The organism is Pseudomonas sp. ZT5P21 (assembly GCF_054897785.1).
On sequence record NZ_CM142705.1, the window covers coordinates 2400700 to 2419587 of the forward strand.

Sequence of the window (18888 nt, forward strand, 5' to 3'; positions counted from 1 at the left end):
TAGTCCGATGACTTCAGCCCAGGGCCTGGGTGCGACAGTGGTAGTGAGGTGCTCTGGCCTACAACAAGAGCAAGACGGAGAAGACTCATGGCCGCAATCGACAACACCACCACGGGCAATGTGCCCAACCACGGGATCACCAGGGAGGAGCGCAAGGTCATCTTCGCCTCGTCCCTGGGCACCGTGTTCGAATGGTACGACTTCTACCTTTACGGCTCCCTCGCTGCGATCATCGCCAAGCACTTCTTCGCCGGCGTCAACGAGACCACGGCCTTTATCTTTGCGTTGCTCGCATTTGCCGCGGGGTTTGCCGTACGGCCCTTTGGCGCCATCGTGTTTGGGCGTTTGGGCGACATGATCGGGCGCAAGCACACCTTCCTCATCACCATTGTCATCATGGGTATCTCCACCGCCATCGTCGGTTTTTTACCCGGCTACGCGACCATCGGCGTGGCGGCACCGGTCATTCTTATCATCCTGCGCCTGCTGCAAGGCCTGGCCCTGGGCGGGGAGTACGGCGGGGCGGCGACCTACGTGGCGGAGCACGCGCCGAAAGGCAGACGCGGCTTTTTCACCTCGTGGATTCAAACCACCGCGACCCTCGGTCTGTTCCTGTCGCTGCTGGTGATCCTCGCCTGCCGCACGATCCTCGGCACTGAAGCCTTCGAGGCCTGGGGTTGGCGGATCCCGTTCCTGCTGTCGATCCTGTTGCTGATCGTCTCGGTGTACATCCGTCTGCAACTCAGCGAGTCGCCGGTGTTCTTGAAGATGAAGGCTGAGGGCAAATCTTCCAAGGCGCCGCTGACTGAATCCTTCGCCCGTTGGGACAATCTCAAAATCGTGATCATGGCCCTGCTCGGAGGCACTGCCGGCCAGGCCGTTGTTTGGTACACCGGGCAGTTCTACGCGCTGTTCTTCCTCCTGCAAATGCTCAAGATCGACCCGCAGACTGCCAACCTGTTGATTGCCGGTTCGCTGCTGATCGGTACGCCGTTTTTCGTGATATTCGGCAGCCTGTCCGATCGTATCGGCCGCAAGGGGATCATCATGGCCGGTTGCATCCTTGCGGCCGTGACTTACTTCCCGATCTTCAAAGCGCTGACTCAGTACGGTAACCCTGACGTATTCGCGGCGCAGGCGAAGAATCCGGTCACAGTGGTCGCCGACCCCGACCAGTGCTCGTTCCAGTTCGACCCGGTGGGCAAAGCCAAATTCATCAGTTCTTGCGACCTCGCCAAGACGGTGCTGGCGAAGAAGGCCATTCCCTATAAAAACGAGGAAGCCGCGCCTGGCACTGTCGCGCAGGTGCGTATCGGCGACAAAGTGATCGCGAGTTTCGAGGGCACCGGCATGCCGGCTGCCGACTTCAAGACTCGCAACGACGCCTTCACCGCCACCCTCGGCACCGCCCTCAAGGACGCCGGCTACCCCGAGAAGGCTGACCCCGCCAAGACCAATTACCCGATGGTATTGTTACTGCTGACCATCCTGGTGATCTACGTGACCATGGTCTACGGCCCGATCGCCGCCTGGCTGGTGGAACTGTTCCCGGCGCGCATCCGCTACACCTCGATGTCGCTGCCGTACCACATCGGCAATGGCTGGTTCGGCGGCTTCCTGCCGACGGTGGCATTTGCGATGGTCGCGGCCACGGGGGATATCTACTACGGGCTGTGGTATCCAATCGTTATCGCGGTGATGACGGCTATTCTCGGCACGTTCTTCCTGCCGGAAACCAAGGATCGGGAAATTCATCACACATAAAGTGGGCGTTGGCCCTCTCTGGTGGAGGAGAGGGCACGGTTTTTATCGCAGGCGTGGGCTGGCCCAGTACTGGCTGACCGCGCCTTCCTCACCTTGCACCGGATCGCGCTCGGGAAACGGCAGCGTGTCGATGCTCGCCTGTTGCGCAGCGCTCGGCGCCTCGCGGCAAATATCGGCGTGCTGCCCCGGCGGGTAGGCACCGACCACCAGAAAGTCGTTGCTGGAGTCCAGGTTGCAATGGCCGGTGCCCGCCGGCAGCAGCAACACATCACCCGCACTCACCTCCAGCACATGACCTTTCGGACCGCCCAGCAACAGACTTGCATGACCGCTGGCAACGCCAAGCACTTCATGGCCTTCGGTGTGATAGTGGTGAAAGTCGTAGATCCCGTAACGCCATTGTGGCGGCCAGCCATTGGCCTTGAACGTTTTTTCGAACAGCGCCGCCGGGTCGTTGCCCTCAACGGCAATCGCCTTGGCGTAAATGAGCACTGGCAGGCGCGGGTTGTTTGGGACCCAGGTGTTGGGTTCGAGCAGCAGTGGCTTTGCTGGAGCGGTGACGGTTTGCAAGTTGGCCATGGGTCGATTTCCGGAGTGAATGAACGCTGATTCCGGTTCGACCGAAGCCCGGGTGATGAATTCGAGTGGGCTGACGAACTGCTTGAAAGCCAGCGAAGCGCCTGCTCCCAGCCTGTCCGTGGCAGGGCACAATTTTTCTGAACGACGTGATCCCTGTGGGAGCGGGCTTGCTCGCGAAGGCGGTGTGTCAGGCAACATCTCTGTTAAATTTGCCGCCGCTCCCACAGGGATCGGCGGCGTATGGATGATTGGGGACGAATGAAACAGCCCCGCCACGGTGAGGGAACGAGGGCTTTTCTATGTGCGTTGTGCCTGCGCCTTTACTGGCAATTATTCTTTAGATTCGGTCTTTGTCGGAGCAGGTCGCTGTAGAACCTTCGCTGCGTCATCAACCACTGCCTTGCTCATCGCCGTCAGATAATGCGCGGCCCAGATGTGTCGGTCAGTATCACGGTTAAAGGCCGCCTCTCTGGTCAGCTCTTTGGCCAGGAACAGAAAATCAGAGGCCATGGCGAGCGGGTCACCGAGGGGAACGTCTCGGCTGACACGAAACAGCGCCTGGTTTGAGCAGTAGATGAAGGGGGTGAAGCCGATGGTTTTCAGTTCTGAGGGTTCGGACTGTTTGGTTTGTGTCATGGTTTTTCTCCTGGGTTTTAGGAGCTGCCACTTTCGTTACCACACGAATGGGAGGCAGCTATGCGCAGGGTGGTAAACCGGTAACCAAGCAAACCCGGCACGCCCGAGGGCGTCCCACGCACAGCCGCCATAACGCGAGACCGCAGACATAAAAAAGTCTGCGTTCGGGATGAAGGCGCTGTTGCGCTGGTTTTGCCGGGTTACCACACCCAGTCGCTGAATGGTCAGCGACATCCGGAGAGTATCCCGTCAAAGAAAAGCGCAACAAGGCATCAAAGTGCCCAAACGCGAGATTCAGAGTTTGCCTACAAGGCTTGTAAGAGTCATCCGAAATTCCGGTGTCTTGGCTAAACAAGCACTAAACGCGGCACGAAAAAGCCCGGCTGATGAGGCCGGACTTTTTGTTGAGGACAAAAACACTGTAGGAGAGAGCTTGCTCGCGATGGTCGTGAACGATAATGCGTAAAAACAGATGCCCCGTGGCGAAATTGGGTTTTTCGCGAGCAAGCTCGCTCCTACAAAATGAAATGCGGTGTAAACCAATTTCAGGACTAGAAAGACTGCGGTAGAGACATTCATTCATACAGCGCGGCTTTCGATCAGACGGTCGGAACCACCTTCAGCAACACGGTTTTCGATCAGGCGATCAGAGCCGTCAGCGGCGACGCGGTTTTCAATCAGGTGATCAGAGCCGTCAGCGGCGACGCGGTTTTCAATCAGGCGGTCAGAGCCGTCAGCGGCGACGCGGTTTTCGATCAGGCGGTCGGAACCGCCTTCGGCAATGCGGTTTTCGATCAGACGATCAGAACCACCTTCAGCCACACGATTCTCGATCAAACGATCCGAACCACCCTCAGCCACACGACTTTCAATCAGACGATCCGCGCCGCCTTCAGCGACAACCGGGTGAGCAGAGGAAGCGGCAAAAGCGTTACCTGCAAAAACCGAGAAAGCGATGCTGAGGAAGAGTTGGCGTTTCATGAGGGTGTGCTCCGGGGTGTCGTTGTTGGGTATGGAGGCGATGTTACGCCGCAGAATTTTTAAGAGAACTTCATTGAATTAATGGTGACTATTGACGGAACCAATGGATGGATGAAGTCCCATGTTGTCCGAGTGATGGCATCTGGCTACGCGTTGCTTGATTGGATCCACGGTGGCACCCTCAGCGCCCGTTGCACCAAGGAGCCAGGTGATCAAGGAATGAGTGGATACGTACCCAACCCCCCGAAAAACTTCCGATACGACGAAGCCAAACCCGTCGACATCCACGCCAAACGCTGGGCCGAGTATGAGAATTACGGCAAGGCACCGGCGGCTGCGAAGGAGAAAGTCAGCGTCGCGTTGCGCATTGGTGTGTTCTTTGACGGGACACTGAACAATGCGAGCAACTCGGCGTCAGGATTGCTGTGTGGCGCCCATCACCCGATTCGCCCGGAAGACGTCGATGCGAGCTGCAAGCCGTATATGGCGGATCCGGAGGGGAGTTACGGGAATGATGTGAGTAATGTCTCTAAGCTGTTTGATCTCTATCCATCAGCCAAAGATGTCGAGGGTGAAGGCTCCGTAAGACTCTCTCTTCGCAGCCTCTACATTGATGGGATTGGTACGACCGGAGGAGCAGAAGACAAGTTGCTTAATGCCGCCACCGGTCGTGGCGATACCGGTGTCGCGGCCAAAGTTCTGCAGGCGTTTACCGACCTGAACGATTCGATAAAAGAGCTTATTGATAAGAGTCCCGGTTGTGAAATCACTTCGCTAACCTTCGACACGTTCGGTTTCAGTCGAGGTGCCGCAGCGGCCCGGCATTTTGCGAATGAGATAGTGCGTTGCAGGCAGGGACCTCTAGGGGAAGTGCTTCGCAGCAACCCTAAAGGGTTTAGTTCCAGTTTCGGCAACCAGTTCAACAGCGATGTCATCATGGGCTTTGTCGGCTTGTTCGATACTGTACCTTCCGTGGCAGGCGTGACAAATTTCGGAAATATCCAAAGCCCGGTCGCTCCTGGGATCAAGCTCTATCTGGATCGTCGATTCTTTTCCGATGTTGTCCAACTTGTTGCACGTGACGAGCGCCGTGCGAATTTCGCATTGAGTACGGTTGTGCCTGCACACCGGGAAATATCGCTGCCCGGTGTGCACTCCGATCTCGGAGGTGGCTACCGCGAAGTCGTCGAGGAGTGCGTGCTGGTTAATCCAATGCAGGCACTGACGGTCCCGCAGGGTACCGATATCCAGGCCACTTCTATCTATCTGAATGCCCAGCAGCAGAAAGCACGAATGGTGGCAGATGGTTGGCCGGAATCGATGCTGGACATCGTCACTCCGACGCCTAGCGTGGCACCTGACTGGGAGCAGGAAAAGACAGGGCCGAAAAAACTTCGGGTGTATGCAGGTTTGCAACTAAAACGGTCGGTCAGTGGCAAATTGGCTGTGGTTTATCTGCGCTTGATGCATAAATCGGCCAAAGAGAAAGGCGTGCAGTTTAGAGATGTACCTGATACTCCAGAATACGCCGTACCTACAGAGTTACAGCCGTTTTGCGATAGAGTCCTCGCGGGAAACTACAAGCCAGAGCCATCGGAGGAAGAGCTGCTGAAACTCAAATATATCCATACATCTGCCAATTGGAATAACCCTATAGGCGGAAGTCGTGAGCAGGGCGCAACTCTTCGCTATACCAATGCGCCGACTGACGACGGTATTCGGGTGCGTCATCCTCATGTCGCTGACTCTTCGTGGAGAACATTTTGATGCGGGCACTCATTATTGTGCTGGGGCTGTTTTTAGTCGCGGGGTGTCAGGCAGTCGAACCACTAACCGGGAAAAACGACCCGAAGAATCCTTGGTGGAGCCTCAGCTTCGTTGAACCGTTCTACATGACGGTATGGGTTGAAGATACTGCGGTTGAAGACATCAATGGCAACGTATTCCACCGCACGGGCGGTGGTACGGCGGCAGGAGGCGAGCCAGAAAATGGGACTGAATCTGCCCGCGGTTGGAGCGACAAAATCAGCAGTAGCACTCGGGGTGTTGTAGGCGCAGATTTGCCGAAAAGGATTTATGTTCGCTGGCAGTCGATCGTCGAGCCACAAACCTACCGTGCATGGGTCGACATACCTGAAGAGGCTCGGCGAATTTTGCATGCCTCAGTAAATGAGCGTTGCCCTGCTAGACCTGAGGACACCGCCAACTACAGGGCAAAAGTTTATCTCGGGCTCGCCCCTGGTGGCATCGTGCAGGTGTGGGTTCTAGACAACTGCATGAAGTCTATCAAGGTCGCTCGGGCTCAGGCAGAGATAGAGCCTTTGGGGCCGAGTCAGGGTAAAAACGAAGGGCGTTATGCTTATCCGGTCAGCCCAGAATCGAAGCGCTACATCGAACAATTCGGCATCCCATACGGCAGCTGGTAACCAGTCCGCACGAAACCAATTCCCGAGCAGACGAACAGCATTTGATAAGGTCCGGAGTCCCCGAATCAACCGGACGACAACCTGCCCCGACAATTGTTGAGCGCCGCACAGCCTTATTCGCAAACAACCGTCCCGGACCGGGTGCCATCGAAGGTTCGAATCCAGGGCAGTAACTTTTTTCTTCAGCATGATAGTAACGGTGGTGAGGCGTATGTGCTGTTGCGCAATAACTGAGTAGCGCTTTTAGTCTACGCACGAACGAGTCCGGTTTTTCAGGGCTGATCTTTACCTAAGTAAACAGCGTCAACCTGTTGCGCCGCACTCACTCGGGCAATCCAGCCAGTCGCAGTCCATCGGCGAAGCGCGCGAGGTCCTCGGGCCGCTCGATGGGCAGCCAGTCTTTCAAGTTGGAGATGCGCAACGAGGGATCCAGTTCGTGAAGGCGCTGCATCGCCTGTGTCGCCTTGTCCATTCGTCCGCTGAGCGCATGACTGGCAGCCACGAGAGCAACCGCAGGCAGCAGGATGGGCAGGTTCCTCAATGCCTTTTCCGCCCAGTCCGTCGCACAGTCGAAGCGCCCGGCAAAGAAATGCGCGAGCGCCATTCCCACCTGCATCCTGAACATTTCCGGATCCAGCGGACTCAAGCGAACGGCATGGGTCAGATTCTCGATGGCGGCGTCTGTTTCACCGCGCAGTGCACGCAGGATACCGCCAAGGTACCAGGCGGGGGCGAGGTTGGGATTGAGCAGGCGCGCCCTGTCGAGTAGGGCAATGCCGCCATCGACGTCGCCGGTGAGATGGGCCAGCGCATGTCCGCTTCGCGTCAACGCCACCGCATCGTCCCGACCGAGCGCCATGGCCAGACGCGCAAGCCGCGCGCCTTCGGCGATTTCTCGAGGTCGATCAGTCATCCAGCCATTCAACTTGCGCCAGAAGTGACACCACGCCGCCATGCCATAGGCCGATGCAAACTCCGGGTCGAGCTCGATGGCCTTGTAGAACAACGACAGTGCCTCTTCGATGGCTTCCCGTGTGCCGCTGTGCAGTTTCGCCATTCCGCGCAGGTAGTAGTCGTAGGCGCAAAGGCTTTCCGTCGGCTTGTGCTTGGCCCGCTCGATTTCCGCCCGCTCGAGCTGCGGGGCAATAGCGCCGACGACGCTCTCAGCGATCTGATCCTGTAACTCGAAAATGTCGTCGAGAGTGCCTTCGAAGCGCTCCGCCCAAAGATGCGTCCCCGTCGTTGCATCAATCAGTTGCCCAGTGATGCGTACCTTGTCACCGGACTTGCGCACGCTGCCTTCCAGCACGTAGCGCACGCCGAGCTCCTGGCCGACGCCCTTGATGTCCACCGCCCGGCCTTTGTAAGTGAAGCTCGAATTGCGTGCGATGACGAACAGCCAACGTATACGCGACAGGGCGGCGATGATGTCCTCAACCACGCCGTCGGCGAAATAATCCTGTTCCGGATCACCGCTCAGGTTCTGGAACGGCAGGACGGTTATCGAGGGTTTGTCCGGAAGCGGGAGGGGATAGGGCGCCGGTTCATTCTGGTCGGCGGGCACGCGTGCGCCGATACCGTGTCCGTCAAATGGTTGCGCATCTGCGGTATCGCCAACCTCGACCAGGCCAACGAAGCGGTAACCCTTGCGGGCGACTGTGCGAACCAGGCGCTGTTCCTCGCCGGTATCGCCAATGGCTTTGCGCACCGCATTGATGTGACTGGTGATCGTTGATTCCGAAACAACCCGGCCGCTCCATACCGCCTTGAGCAGGTCGTCCTTGCTGATGACGCGGTCGCGGTGGCTGACGAGCTGCAGCAATAAATCGAAGACCTGTGGCCCGATGGGCACGACTTGCCCGCGCAAGGTGAGTTCCCGGCGCTCCTGATCGAGCACATAGTCTTCAAACACGAATGGCAAGGTGAGTATCCCCTGGTCGAGCGCCCTCGACTCCGTGTCCGAGCGGGTAATGGGTACGAGAAGTCGATAATACGGCAGCTCGTAACCGGCTGCACCGTCGAGCAAGGATGACATTCAAACGCCGGCTTCTTTGGACGAAAAACCAAGCTTGGCCGAAGGCAAATTCAAGGCCGGCGCAAGGACTTCCCTCCCGCGCGCGGGCACTCTTACTCCACATCGACAGCAATAGTTGCCGTCGTGAAGCGGAGAGAGCCCATGAAGATTGTCGTCATTGGAGGCACCGGCCTCATCGGATCGAAACTTGTGAACAACCTTCGCGAGCGCGGCCATGACGTGCTCGCAGCCGCCCCTAGTACGGGCGTAAACAGCATCACCCGCGAAGGCCTGGCCGAAGCGATGGATGGCGCCGATATTGTCGTCGACGTGGCGAACGCGCCGTCGTGGGAAGACCAGGCCGTCCTCGACTTCTTCGAAACGTCGGGCCGCAACCTGCTGGCTGCCGAAGCGGCCGCCGGGGTTCGCCATCACGTCGCCCTGTCGATCGTCGGTAGCGAACGGCTTCCGGAGAATGGCTATTTCCGGGCCAAGGTCGCCCAGGAAAACCTCATCAAGGCGTCCGGCATTCCTTACACCATCCTGCGTGCCACACAGTTCTTCGAGTTTGTCGGCGGTATCGCGCAGTCGGCCACTGTCGGCGAGGAAATTTGCGTGTCGCCCGCGCTGATCCAGCCAATGGCGTCCGACGACGTAGTGGCGGCGCTGACGGTTGTCGCGCTGGCAACACCGGTCAACGGCACGGTCGAAGTCGCGGGACCCGAGGCCATGCCGCTTGACGAACTGGTCAGGCGCTTTCTGCGGGCAACCGGGGACACCCGCAAAGTCGTACCGGACGTGCACGCACGCTACTTCGGCGCAGTGCTCGACGATCAATCGCTGACCCCCGGCAAAAACCCGCACCTGGGCACGATCCGCTTCGAGGACTGGCTCGCTCAGTCCTGACGCCGGGTTGCGCCCTCATCAAACAGACACATAGGAGATTGCCATGTTTACCCGATTGCTTCTGGCCGCTGCTTTCGCAGCGGTCTCGATCACCGCGTCGGCCGGCGACAAGCCCGGAGGCAAGGTGACGGTGGTGTTCGACCGCCCCATTCCCAACATCCCTGGCAAGAGCATGAAGGGCGTGCTCGTCGAGTATGGGCCGGGCGCCGCGTCGCCCTCTCACACCCATCCGAAAACGGCCTTCATTTATGCAACGGTCCTGGAGGGCTCGTTTCGCATCAAAGTCAAAGGCGAGCCGGAAAAGATCTACAACCTCGGCGAAAACTTCGTAGAGGAGCCGGGCTCCGTGCACGAAGTCAGCGCCAACGCCAGCGATACCCAACCGGCACGCTTGCTGGCGGTGTTCGTCCTCGATTCCGATGAAAAAGTGCTCGTCACGCCCATCGGGAAGTGAGCTGCTCGACTCGCGACGTCCGGGCGGCAGGCCACTGCCGCCCATTGGCTGCTGTAGGTTCTTGGCATTGAACAGGTAATGAGAATAATGAACTCGCTCCAGGACAAGGCCGCCACTGCCACCGGTGCAAGCGCCGAAATCCCTGTCGTCGTGACGCGGCCCGGCAAGAGAAAAATGATCGGCCGATTGCTGTGCGTCGCCGCCGTTCTGGTCCTCGCTGCCGGATGGGCCCTGGCTGTTTTCAGCGGCGCGACATCCACCGATAACGCTTATGTGCGCGGCGATGTCACCTCGCTCGCCGCAAAAGTTGCCGGGTACATCACGTCGGTAGAGGTCGAGGACAACCAGACCGTCCGGGCGGGAGATGTCCTGTTTCGCATTGATGATCGCGACTACCGCGCACGGCTGGCGCAAGCCGTGGCGAATGTCAGTGCGGCCCAGGCTCGCCTGAGTCATGTCGATGCCCAGACTCAGCTTCAGCGTGCCCTGATTCGACAGGCCGAAGCCCAGAGACGCTCGGCCGCGGCCGAGATGAATCTGGCGACCAAGACCCATGATCGCAACCGCAAACTGGTCGTCAGCAACGCGGTTAGCCACGCCTTGGTCGATGAAACCGCCGCGGCACGATCCAGAGCCGAGGCGACGGTATCGGCAGCATCGGCATCGGTAGAAGCGCAACAGCAACACATCGCCGTGTTGGTCACCGAGCGAGAAGCGGCCGTTGCTGCGGTGAATCAGGCGCAGGCTGCGCGTGATCTGGCCCAGATCGATTTCGATAGCACCGTAGTACGCGCGCCTGTCGATGGTGTGATCGGTAACCGCCAGGTCCGTGTCGGTCGGTTTGTGACGACAGGCGTTTCCTTGCTCGATATCGTGCCGGTCCATGACGTGTGGATCGTGGCTAACTTCAAGGAAACCCAACTCGAGCATATCCGCCCCGGTCAACGCGTGCGCATCACGGTTGACGGCTACCCGGACGAGGTACTTGAAGGCGTGGTCGACAGCTTTGCACCGGGCAGCGGTTCGGCGTTCAGTCTGCTCCCCACGGACAATGCGACCGGAAACTTTGTTCGTGTCGTTCAGAGGGTTTCGGTGAAAATCCTGTTGGCCCACAACCCGTTGCCGGGGCGCATTGTGCCTGGCCTGTCCGCGCGGGTCGAGGTTGCGCAAGGGGATGGCGCATGAGCACGGTGGTCACCGCCACGCCGGGCAATGCCAGTGCGACGAACGGCCTCCTGCTCGTGGCGGGCATCATGCTCGCCGCGCTGACGGAAGCGATCGCCGGCACCGTCCTGTCGCTTGGACGCAGCGACATCATCGGCGATACCTATGCAACACCTGATGAGTTTGCCTGGCTGGATATCGGCTACACCGCGCTCAAGCTGATCGGGTTCATGACAGCCCCTTGGCTGATGAACCGTTTCTGTCCGCGTCAGGTCCTCATCGGCGCGACGCTGGTCATGGGCCTGGCATGCGCCATTGCCGCCATCACGGCTCGACTGGACCTGCAGGTAGCGCTTCGAATTATTCAGGGCTTCGCCGGCGGCGCTCTGCTGGTCGGGGGCCAGGTAATCATCTTTCGCGCCTGGCCCCGATCTCATCAACCCATCCTTCAGGCGCTGTTCGCCATGGGTGCTGTTGTTGCGCCCGCAACGCTCGCGCCGGTCCTTCAAGGGTGGTTGATCGATAGCCAATCCTGGCCATGGATTTTCTTTAGCGTTGTTCCGCTTGCCTTGGCGGCCAGTGGACTTCTGCTGGTCGCCGACGGCCCAATGCCGGCCAAGGCACGGCCTCGTCCGTTCGACGGGGTCGGCTTCTTCCTGATCTGCGTCACCCTGTTCTGTTTTACCTATGTTCTCAGCCAAGGCAGCCGATGGGACTGGTTCGAGGAACCACGCATCCTGTGGCTGACCGTGATGGGCGCCGCCGCGCTGCTGGCATTTCTCGGCCAGCAAGTGTTGACCAAAGGCCAGGGTGTGCTCGATTTCACCCTGTTCAGATCGAGCGATTTTACCTTTGCCTTTATCGTCAGTTTCGTCGCCGGTGCGGCCTTGTTCGGGAGCGCGTTCCTGATTCCGGCGTTCGCCCTGTCGGTCCTCGCGTTCACACCCACCGATGCCGGCCAGCTCCTGTTGCCCAGTGGCGCATTTTTTATCGGTGCGCTGCTCATTTCGGCCTGGCTCATGCAGGCTCGCAGGGTTCCGCCGTTCGCCACCGTGCCCTTCGGCATCCTGATGATCATGGTTGCGATGTGGATGCTGTCCGGTTCCACCAGTGAAAGCGGCACCGACGACATGATGGCGGCCATCCTGTTGCGCGGATTGGGTCTTGGTTTTCTGTTTCTGTCGATCACCCTGATCGCTTTCAGTGACCTCCACAGGCGCAACCTTGCCAGCGGCATAGGCCTCTTCAATACGGGGCGTCAGTTGGGTGGCCTGATGGGAGTCGCAGGGCTTCAGACGCTGATCGAGCATAACGTTGTCGCCAATGCGGTGGTCCTTGGCGCCAGCGTCACCCCGGGTGGGGGCGCCGTCATCGAGCGACTGACCACCACGACAACCATGTTGTCGGCCAAGGGAATGGATGCCGTGGCCGCCGGCCGGGCGGCGACGAGTCTGCTGGGACGTGTCGTCGCAGGTCAGTCCACTGTGATTGCCTTCGACACTGCATTTATGGCAGTGGCCCTGCTTTTTGCAATAGCCGCACCCCTCCTGGTTGGCATCAAGATAGGGCTGGCGCGATACGCGAAGATGCGTGGTGCGGCTTCAGCTCAATGAAGCAAACTCATTTTATTTGGCGCACGAAAAAGCCCGGCTGATGAGGCCGGGCTCTTTGATGACAACTGCGATAAAGACATTCATTCATACGGCGCGGCTTTCGATCAGACGGTCGGAACCGCCTTCGGCGACGCGGTTTTCGATCAGGCGATCCGAGCCGTCAGCGGCAACCCGGTTTTCGATCAGGCGATCCGAACCATCAGCAGCAACGCGGTTTTCGATCAGGCGATCCGAACCATCAGCGGCAACGCGGTTTTCGATCAGGCGATCCGAACCATCAGCAGCGACGCGATTCTCGATCAAACGATCCGAACCACCCTCAGCCACACGACTTTCAATCAGACGATCCGCGCCGCCTTCAGCGACAACCGGGTGAGCAGAGGAAGCGGCAAAAGCGTTACCTGCAAAAACCGAGAAAGCGATGCTGAGGAAGAGTTGGCGTTTCATGAGGGTGTGCTCCGGGGTGTCGTTGTTGGGTATGGAGGCGATGTTACGCCGCAGAATTTTTAAGAGAACTTCATTGAATTAATGGTGACTATTGACGGAACCAATGGATGGATGAAGTCCCATGTTGTCCGAGTGATGGCATCTGGCTACGCGTTGCTTGATTGGATCCACGGTGGCACCCTCAGCGCCCGTTGCACCAAGGAGCCAGGTGATCAAGGAATGAGTGGATACGTACCCAACCCCCCGAAAAACTTCCGATACGACGAAGCCAAACCCGTCGACATCCACGCCAAACGCTGGGCCGAGTATGAGAATTACGGCAAGGCACCGGCGGCTGCGAAGGAGAAGGTCAGAGTCGCATTGCGCATTGGCGTGTTCTTCGACGGGACACTGAACAATGCGAGCAACTCTGCGTCAGGATTGCTGTGTGGCGCCCATCACCCGATTCGCCCGGAAGACGTCGATGCGAGCTGCAAGCCTTATATGGCGGATCCGGAGGGGAGTTATGGGAATAATTTGAGTAATGTTTTCAGACTGTATGAACTGTATCCGGCCAACAAAGACGTGAAGGGGGATGGTTGGGCCTCACTGGCATTGCGAAGCCTGTACGTCGACGGAATCGGTACGGAAAGCGCGAGCAAAGACAGTTTCGGTAATGCCGCAACTGGACGCGGTGAAACGGGTGTAGCGAGCAAGGTCCAAAACGCATTTTCTCGACTCAAAGTCCTGATCAAACAAGTGATTGACCAAAACCCCGGCGGCGAAATTACTTCACTGACCTTCGATACGTTTGGTTTCAGTCGGGGTGCTGCAGCGGCCAGGCATTTTGCTAATGAGGTCGTGCGCTGTAAGCAGGGGCCACTGGGAGAGGTGTTACGTAGCAATCCCAATGTCTTCAGCGCCAGCTTTACTGGTCAGTACAACAGCGAAATTCTGATGGGTTTTCATCGGTCTTTTCGATACCGTTCCCTCTGTCGCGGGATTCACCAACCTGGGGAATATCCAAAGTCCAGTCGCGCCCGGAATCAAGCTGTACCTGGACCGTAAATACTTTACCGATGTGGTTCAAATTACCGCCCGTGATGAACGCCGTGCCAATTTTGCGTTGAGCACAGTGATTCCTGCGCATCCTGAAATTTCGCTACCTGGAGTGCACTCCGACATTGGCGGTGGGTACCGTGAGGAAGTGGAAGAGTGCGTTCTGGTCAGTCCTATGCAGGCACTCACGGTGCCCAATGGCACCGATGTTAGAACTACCTCCATCTACCGGGAAGCGATGCAGCAAAAGGCAAAAATGGTTGCCGACGGTTGGCCCGAGAGGATGCTGGAGGTTGTAACTCCAAAACCGATATTGTTGTCCGATGACGTGCAGGGAAATTTGGCTTCGAAAGCTCTGCGGATCTACGCAGGCCTGCAACTCAAACGAACGGTAAACGGCAAACTATCGTTGGTGTATTTGCGGTTGATGCACAAATTAGCAACGGAGAAAGGTGTGCAGTTAAACGATGTCCCGGATACTCCGGAGTATGCTGTACCTGCAGAACTCCAACCATTTTGCGACAGGGTCTTGGCGGGTAGTTACAAAACGGAATCTGCTGAAGAGAGCCTGTTGCAATTTAAGTACATTCACATGTCTGCAAATTGGAGCAACCCGATTGGTGCAAGCCGTGAGCTTGGTCTAACTATCCGTTACACAAACGCACCGACAGGTGACGGTGTGCGTGTACGGCACCCTCACGTACCTGACTCTAACTGGAGAACTTTCTAATGCGCTCGATCCTCATTTTACTGGGCGCATTTTTATTAGCAGGATGTCAGGCAGCCGACCCGCTTTCCGGAGAAAACGACCCGAAAGACCATTGGTGGAGCCTCAGCTTCGTCGAACCTGCCAACATGAAGGTATGGGTGGAAGACTCTGCCGTAGAAGACATCAACGGCCAACTATTCAATCGCACCGGTGGAGGCACAGCTGGTAGCCAGGACTCCGGAGACGGCACCGAAGCTGCTCGGGGGTGGAGTAAAAATATCAGCAGTGGCATTCGTGGCGTAGTCGGAGCAGATCTGCCTAAGCGCATTTATGTTCGTTGGCAGTCGATAGTCGAGTCGAAAACCTATCGTGCATGGGTCGATATACCAGAAGAGGCGCGACAACTCATGCACGCGTCGGTGAATCAACGTTGCCCGGCAACACCGCAGGAGCCTGCCAATTTCATAACGATGGTTTACCTCGGACTTGCCCCAGGTGGCATCGTGCAGGTGTGGGTGACTGACAAATGCTTGAAATCGGTCAAAGTTGCACGCGCCCACGCAGAGATAGAACCGTTGGGGCCTAGCCAAGGTAAGAGTGACGGACGCTACGCTTATCCAGTCAGCCCAGAATCGAAGCGCTACATCGAGCAATTCGGCATCCCATACGGTAGCTGGTAACCATCCACTCTGACCAGGATGTCTACAAAGCTCCCGTGTTTTGACCGACTGACCCATTGGCATGACATTAACTTCGGGAAAGCTTACGAGTTGTTGCGCAGCCACTTGGGTCGCTCTTTTATTTTTTGTACGAAAAAGCCCGGCTGATGAGGCCGGGCTTTTTGTTGAGAGCTGCGGTAGAGACATTCAGTCATACAGCGCGACTTTCGATCAGACGGTCGGAACCACCTTCGGCAACGCGGTTTTCCATCAGGCGGTCGGAGCCGTCAGCGGCAACGCGGTTCTCGATCAAACGATCCGAACCACCCTCAGCGACACGACTTTCAATCAGACGATCCGAGCCGCCTTCAGCGACAACCGGGTGAGCAGAAGAAGCGGCGAAAGCGTTAGCTGCGAAAACCGAGAAAGCGATGCTGAGGAAGATTTGGCGTTTCATGATGGTGTGCTCCGGGGTGTAGTTGGTTGGTATGGAGGCGATGTTACGCCGCGCAATTTTTAAGAGAACTTCATTGAGTTGATGGTGACTATCGACGTCAGCAATGAATGGGATGAAACGCTATATCGCGTGAGTGATGGCATCTGGCTACGCGTTGCTTGATCGGATCCGCAGTGGCACCCTCAGCGCCCGTTGCACCAAGGAGCAGGTGATCAAGGAATGAGTGGATACGTACCCCCCCCGAAAAACTTCCGCTACGAGGAAGCCCAACCCGTCGACATCCACGCCAAACGCTGGGCCGAGTATGAGAAACACGGCAAGGCACCAGCGGCTGCGAAGGAGAAGGTCAGAGTCGCATTGCGCATTGGCGTGTTCTTCGACGGGACACGGAACAATGCGAGCAACTCTGCGTCAGGATTGCTGTGTGGCGCCCATCACCCGATTCGCGGGGCCAACTTCGCATTAAGCACCGTCATTCCCGCGCACACGGAAATACCCGTTCCGGGTGTGCATTCGGATATCGGTGGAGGTTATCGGGAAGAAGTGGAAGAGTGCGTGCTGATCAGCCCTATGCAGGCCCTTACGGTGCAACAGGGCACCGACATCCGCACCACTTCGATTTATCGTGACGCCCAGCAGCAGAAAGCGAGTTGGGTCGCCAATGGCTGGCCGGAAACAATGCTGGAAATCGTGACCCCGAAGCCGAGTCCATTGTCGAACGAAGCGCAGACAGTAGGGTTCAAACAGGTGCGGGCGTATGCAGGTTTACAGCTCAAGCGCTGGGTCAGTGGAAAACTGTCGGTGGTGTATTTGCATTTGATGCATAAGTTGGCGAAGGAGAAGGGCGTGCAGTTTGATGTGATCGATGAAAGCGATCCTGCTTACAGCGTACCCTCGGAGCTACAACCTTTTTGCAATAGGGTTTTCGCCGGAAACTACGAGCCAACGGCAGAAGAAGAAAAGTTGCTGAAACTCAAATACATCCACATGTCTGCAAACTGGAGTAATCCGGTAGGCGCGAGTCGAGAGAGAGGTGTGAACATTCGCTACACCAACGCGCCGACTGAAAGTGGTGTACGTGCGCGCCATCCACATCTGCCGGACTCTAACTGGAGAGTGTTCTGATGCGTGCGTTGGTTTTATTTCTTGGGGTTTGGTTGGTGGCTGGGTGTCAGGCGTCAGACACCCTCTCAAAACGCGAGCTCACCAGAAAATGGTGGAGCCTCAGCTTCAACCAGCCGAACTACATGAAAGTTTGGGTTGAGGACAGTCAAGTCGAAGACATCAACGGCAAATTATTGCGCCGAACAAGCGGCGGGGCGGCGGCGGGAAACGAGCCTGAAGACGGCACGGAGTCCGCTCGGGGTTGGGGGCAAATCACAGGGGGTATTCGGGAAGTCGTGGGTGCCGATTTGCCAAAACGTATCTACGTTCGCTGGCAGTCCGTGGTCGAATCCAAAACTTATCGGGTCTGGATCGATATACCCGAAGAGGCTCGGAGAATCATGCTGGCGGCAGTGAATGAGCCTTGCCCTACGACACCGGAAGAGCCTGCCGGTACGATTGCGTTGGTCTACGTCGGCCTCGCGCCCGGAGGGATCGCGCAGGTTTGGGTTTCGGACAAATGCATGAAGGCCGTAAAAATAGCGCGTGCCCAAGCAGAGGTGGAACCCTTGGGGCCGCACCTTGGAAAATCTAGCGGCAATTATTATCCGCAATCCGAAAAGTCCAAGCGTTATGTCGAGAAGTACGGCATCCCCTACGGCAGCTGGTAAACATCACCGAAAAAAAACGGGCGCCTATCAAGGCGCCCGTTTCATTTCCGCAAAACGCACTCAAGCCTCACTAATCTGACTCACACTCGTCACCTGCCCATTCCAGACCATTTCGAAATGCGCCGCCTGAATCACCGATAAAACCGGCTTCGGCGTCATCAACGCCCAGCAATAACTGCCGTGCATTCGCACCGAGTTGTAACGAAGCCCAGGACAACCCGCCTCTTTGATCAACTTCCCTAAACGACGGGAGTCCGTGTAATCGTCCGGATCATAAACAGGATCCGTCATCGAAAGGGATGTCGCATCTTTCATCCCTGCATCCTTAAAAGTGCAGGCCAACCCCCGGAAAACAAACCGCTCATAGTTGAGGCTCGGCACGTTCGACCAGTACAGACTCTGGTGATGCTTCACTTCAGCCAATGCCGTTTCCATTGTGTCCGCCAGATACAGCACCCCAAAACGGCCATCGCTGAACCGCGAACCCGCCGGGTTGACGTGGGTGAAGGGCGCTGTCGCGTAAGAGCAGCCCGCAATACCGAACGGGATTTCACTGCGGCGAATCAGCTCAAGGCGACCCACTTCATTTTTCAACCTGGGGTTGGTGAGTTCCTGTATCTGATACAGCACCTCGAACTCGTCCGCGTCGGCAACGTCATCAAATAACGCCACCGGTGGGAACTTGGAATTGACCAATCGATAGGCCTGCATGGGCTCACCGGCAAGTTCTGCCAGTTCGCTCAGCTTCACCATTGCGCACCACGCAGCACGTCGATGCGCCGAAAGGTTTCATACAGCGAGATCATATCGCCCTGAGCCATGATCTCGAGCGGCGAGCGGCCGTTGAAGAATTCGTTGTCGTTGGCCATCGACGGGAAGCCGTAGACGTTCTCCGGGTTATCGAATACCAGGCGCAGTGCGGCGTGGATATTGAGCACAAAACTGATGCGTTGCATTTGGTCGGAGTCCAGCGCCACCGCCCAGTCGGGATCGTGTTGGCGGGCGCGGGTGTAGGTGCTGCGGGAAATGCGCAGGATATGGCAGGCCTGATCGCTGGACGCCCGCCATTTTTCAAGGATGCCGACAGCGGCTCGCAGGCCCGTTACGCACTGGCTCTTGCTAAAGGCTTGTTGCTGGAGGGCAACGGCCATGTTCAATACCTCCTTTTGAATCCATAGACCCAAAAATAGGTAAAAAGCATCTATAGAGCAAGTTCGTGCCGACCAGTGGGGCTGCTATCGTTATAAATCTTCCGACCGCATGAAT

18 protein-coding genes and 2 pseudogenes are annotated in these 18888 nt (G+C 57.4%); 12 read left to right on the plus strand and 8 right to left on the minus strand.

The window, feature by feature from the left end; translation table 11 throughout:
- The first annotated feature begins 87 nt into the window (after nt 1-87).
- On the plus strand, nt 88-1764 hold the full coding sequence (locus ACYZT9_RS11195) for an MFS transporter (protein WP_462009833.1): 1677 nt from the start codon (nt 88-90) through the stop codon (nt 1762-1764).
- Nucleotides 1765-1806: 42 nt separating this feature from the next.
- On the opposite strand, the gene ACYZT9_RS11200 is transcribed toward ACYZT9_RS11195, so the two are convergent.
- Nucleotides 1807-2343 (minus strand): cupin, encoded by a 537-nt coding sequence (locus ACYZT9_RS11200; RefSeq protein WP_462009834.1) that lies wholly within the window; start codon nt 2341-2343, stop codon nt 1807-1809.
- 19 nt (nt 2344-2362) lie between these two features.
- Between ACYZT9_RS11200 and ACYZT9_RS11205 the strand changes: the two genes are divergently transcribed.
- The gene (locus tag ACYZT9_RS11205) at nt 2363-2605 is read left to right on the plus strand and encodes a hypothetical protein (RefSeq protein ID WP_462009835.1); all 243 of its coding nucleotides are present in this window, start codon (nt 2363-2365) and stop codon (nt 2603-2605) included.
- A gap of 68 nt (nt 2606-2673) precedes the next feature.
- Here the strand turns inward: ACYZT9_RS11205 and ACYZT9_RS11210 are convergent, their stop codons facing one another.
- Both ACYZT9_RS11210 and ACYZT9_RS11215 read right to left on the minus strand, forming a co-directional pair.
- Entirely contained in the window at nt 2674-2979 is a 306-nt protein-coding gene (locus ACYZT9_RS11210; RefSeq protein ID WP_462009836.1) for a DUF3077 domain-containing protein, read from the minus strand.
- A 579-nt stretch (nt 2980-3558) separates the two neighbouring features.
- Nucleotides 3559-3960: a hypothetical protein gene (locus ACYZT9_RS11215; RefSeq protein WP_462009837.1), complete on the minus strand. Its 402-nt coding sequence runs from the start codon at nt 3958-3960 to the stop codon at nt 3559-3561.
- A gap of 219 nt (nt 3961-4179) precedes the next feature.
- Here ACYZT9_RS11215 and ACYZT9_RS11220 point away from each other — a divergent pair, with 219 nt between their 5' ends.
- Together ACYZT9_RS11220 and ACYZT9_RS11225 are read left to right on the plus strand one after the other, a co-directional pair.
- Nucleotides 4180-5727, plus strand: a complete 1548-nt coding sequence (locus ACYZT9_RS11220) for a phospholipase effector Tle1 domain-containing protein (protein ID WP_462009838.1) — start codon at nt 4180-4182, stop codon at nt 5725-5727.
- Entirely contained in the window at nt 5727-6386 is a 660-nt protein-coding gene (locus ACYZT9_RS11225; protein WP_462009839.1) for a DUF2931 family protein, read from the plus strand. The genes ACYZT9_RS11220 and ACYZT9_RS11225 overlap by 1 nt, the downstream gene beginning before the upstream one ends.
- Nucleotides 6387-6708: 322 nt before the next feature.
- Here the strand turns inward: ACYZT9_RS11225 and ACYZT9_RS11230 are convergent, their stop codons facing one another.
- Nucleotides 6709-8307 carry a winged helix-turn-helix domain-containing protein gene (locus ACYZT9_RS11230; RefSeq protein WP_462010200.1) on the minus strand — a complete coding sequence of 533 codons (1599 nt, stop codon included), beginning with the start codon at nt 8305-8307 and terminating at the stop codon, nt 6709-6711.
- A 255-nt stretch (nt 8308-8562) separates the two neighbouring features.
- Here ACYZT9_RS11230 and ACYZT9_RS11235 point away from each other — a divergent pair, with 255 nt between their 5' ends.
- The 4 genes from ACYZT9_RS11235 (at nt 8563) to ACYZT9_RS11250 (ending at nt 12537) form a co-directional block, all read left to right on the plus strand.
- Nucleotides 8563-9306: an SDR family oxidoreductase gene (locus ACYZT9_RS11235; protein ID WP_462009840.1), complete on the plus strand. Its 744-nt coding sequence runs from the start codon at nt 8563-8565 to the stop codon at nt 9304-9306.
- 43 nt (nt 9307-9349) lie between these two features.
- Nucleotides 9350-9760 carry a cupin domain-containing protein gene (locus ACYZT9_RS11240; RefSeq protein ID WP_462009841.1) on the plus strand — a complete coding sequence of 137 codons (411 nt, stop codon included), beginning with the start codon at nt 9350-9352 and terminating at the stop codon, nt 9758-9760.
- An 87-nt stretch (nt 9761-9847) separates the two neighbouring features.
- Nucleotides 9848-10945 (plus strand): HlyD family secretion protein, encoded by a 1098-nt coding sequence (locus tag ACYZT9_RS11245; protein WP_462009842.1) that lies wholly within the window; start codon nt 9848-9850, stop codon nt 10943-10945.
- The gene (locus tag ACYZT9_RS11250; RefSeq protein WP_462009843.1) at nt 10942-12537 is read left to right on the plus strand and encodes an MFS transporter; all 1596 of its coding nucleotides are present in this window, start codon (nt 10942-10944) and stop codon (nt 12535-12537) included. Before ACYZT9_RS11245 ends, ACYZT9_RS11250 begins: the two co-directional genes overlap by 4 nt.
- An 84-nt stretch (nt 12538-12621) precedes the next feature.
- Here the strand turns inward: ACYZT9_RS11250 and ACYZT9_RS11255 are convergent, their stop codons facing one another.
- The gene (locus tag ACYZT9_RS11255) at nt 12622-12984 is read right to left on the minus strand and encodes a hypothetical protein (RefSeq protein ID WP_462009844.1); all 363 of its coding nucleotides are present in this window, start codon (nt 12982-12984) and stop codon (nt 12622-12624) included.
- Nucleotides 12985-13203: 219 nt separating this feature from the next.
- On the opposite strand from ACYZT9_RS11255, the pseudogene ACYZT9_RS11260 reads away from it, so the two are divergent.
- Nucleotides 13204-14752, plus strand: a pseudogene (locus ACYZT9_RS11260) (T6SS phospholipase effector Tle1-like catalytic domain-containing protein).
- Complete coding sequence (locus ACYZT9_RS11265) at nt 14752-15411, plus strand: DUF2931 family protein (protein WP_462009845.1); 660 nt, start codon at nt 14752-14754, stop codon at nt 15409-15411. The pseudogene ACYZT9_RS11260 and the gene ACYZT9_RS11265 overlap by 1 nt, the downstream one beginning before the upstream one ends.
- Nucleotides 15412-15610: 199 nt before the next feature.
- Here the strand turns inward: ACYZT9_RS11265 and ACYZT9_RS11270 are convergent.
- Nucleotides 15611-15847: pseudogene (locus ACYZT9_RS11270) on the minus strand (phage infection protein); the annotation flags it as partial.
- A gap of 219 nt (nt 15848-16066) precedes the next feature.
- On the opposite strand from ACYZT9_RS11270, the gene ACYZT9_RS11275 reads away from it, so the two are divergent.
- Together ACYZT9_RS11275 and ACYZT9_RS11280 are read left to right on the plus strand one after the other, a co-directional pair.
- A complete protein-coding gene (locus tag ACYZT9_RS11275; RefSeq protein ID WP_462009846.1) occupies nt 16067-16972 on the plus strand; it encodes a hypothetical protein in 906 nt (301 codons plus the stop codon).
- The gene (locus ACYZT9_RS11280; RefSeq protein ID WP_462009847.1) at nt 16972-17622 is read left to right on the plus strand and encodes a DUF2931 family protein; all 651 of its coding nucleotides are present in this window, start codon (nt 16972-16974) and stop codon (nt 17620-17622) included. The genes ACYZT9_RS11275 and ACYZT9_RS11280 overlap by 1 nt, the downstream gene beginning before the upstream one ends.
- Nucleotides 17623-17682: 60 nt before the next feature.
- Here the strand turns inward: ACYZT9_RS11280 and ACYZT9_RS11285 are convergent, their stop codons facing one another.
- Both ACYZT9_RS11285 and ACYZT9_RS11290 read right to left on the minus strand, forming a co-directional pair.
- A complete protein-coding gene (locus ACYZT9_RS11285; RefSeq protein WP_462009848.1) occupies nt 17683-18375 on the minus strand; it encodes an RES family NAD+ phosphorylase in 693 nt (230 codons plus the stop codon).
- On the minus strand, nt 18369-18773 hold the full coding sequence (locus ACYZT9_RS11290; protein ID WP_462009849.1) for an antitoxin Xre-like helix-turn-helix domain-containing protein: 405 nt from the start codon (nt 18771-18773) through the stop codon (nt 18369-18371). Before ACYZT9_RS11290 ends, ACYZT9_RS11285 begins: the two co-directional genes overlap by 7 nt.
- Nucleotides 18774-18888 lie beyond the last annotated feature (115 nt).

Bases quoted from the DNA above. Each gene is read 5' to 3' on its own strand.
- ACYZT9_RS11265 (WP_462009845.1), top strand. From the start codon at position 14,752: ATGCGCTCGATCCTCATTTTACTGGGCGCATTTTTATTAGCAGGATGT.
- ACYZT9_RS11255 (WP_462009844.1), bottom strand. From the start codon at position 12,984: ATGAAACGCCAACTCTTCCTCAGCATCGCTTTCTCGGTTTTTGCAGGT.
- ACYZT9_RS11250 (WP_462009843.1), top strand. From the start codon at position 10,942: ATGAGCACGGTGGTCACCGCCACGCCGGGCAATGCCAGTGCGACGAAC.
- ACYZT9_RS11280 (WP_462009847.1), top strand. From the start codon at position 16,972: ATGCGTGCGTTGGTTTTATTTCTTGGGGTTTGGTTGGTGGCTGGGTGT.
- ACYZT9_RS11275 (WP_462009846.1), top strand. From the start codon at position 16,067: ATGAGTGGATACGTACCCCCCCCGAAAAACTTCCGCTACGAGGAAGCC.
- ACYZT9_RS11210 (WP_462009836.1), bottom strand. From the start codon at position 2,979: ATGACACAAACCAAACAGTCCGAACCCTCAGAACTGAAAACCATCGGC.
- ACYZT9_RS11220 (WP_462009838.1), top strand. From the start codon at position 4,180: ATGAGTGGATACGTACCCAACCCCCCGAAAAACTTCCGATACGACGAA.
- ACYZT9_RS11245 (WP_462009842.1), top strand. From the start codon at position 9,848: ATGAACTCGCTCCAGGACAAGGCCGCCACTGCCACCGGTGCAAGCGCC.
- ACYZT9_RS11200 (WP_462009834.1), bottom strand. From the start codon at position 2,343: ATGGCCAACTTGCAAACCGTCACCGCTCCAGCAAAGCCACTGCTGCTC.
- ACYZT9_RS11195 (WP_462009833.1), top strand. From the start codon at position 88: ATGGCCGCAATCGACAACACCACCACGGGCAATGTGCCCAACCACGGG.
- ACYZT9_RS11215 (WP_462009837.1), bottom strand. From the start codon at position 3,960: ATGAAACGCCAACTCTTCCTCAGCATCGCTTTCTCGGTTTTTGCAGGT.
- ACYZT9_RS11235 (WP_462009840.1), top strand. From the start codon at position 8,563: ATGAAGATTGTCGTCATTGGAGGCACCGGCCTCATCGGATCGAAACTT.
- ACYZT9_RS11205 (WP_462009835.1), top strand. From the start codon at position 2,363: ATGAACGCTGATTCCGGTTCGACCGAAGCCCGGGTGATGAATTCGAGT.
- ACYZT9_RS11240 (WP_462009841.1), top strand. From the start codon at position 9,350: ATGTTTACCCGATTGCTTCTGGCCGCTGCTTTCGCAGCGGTCTCGATC.
- ACYZT9_RS11225 (WP_462009839.1), top strand. From the start codon at position 5,727: ATGCGGGCACTCATTATTGTGCTGGGGCTGTTTTTAGTCGCGGGGTGT.
- ACYZT9_RS11285 (WP_462009848.1), bottom strand. From the start codon at position 18,375: ATGGTGAAGCTGAGCGAACTGGCAGAACTTGCCGGTGAGCCCATGCAG.
- ACYZT9_RS11290 (WP_462009849.1), bottom strand. From the start codon at position 18,773: ATGGCCGTTGCCCTCCAGCAACAAGCCTTTAGCAAGAGCCAGTGCGTA.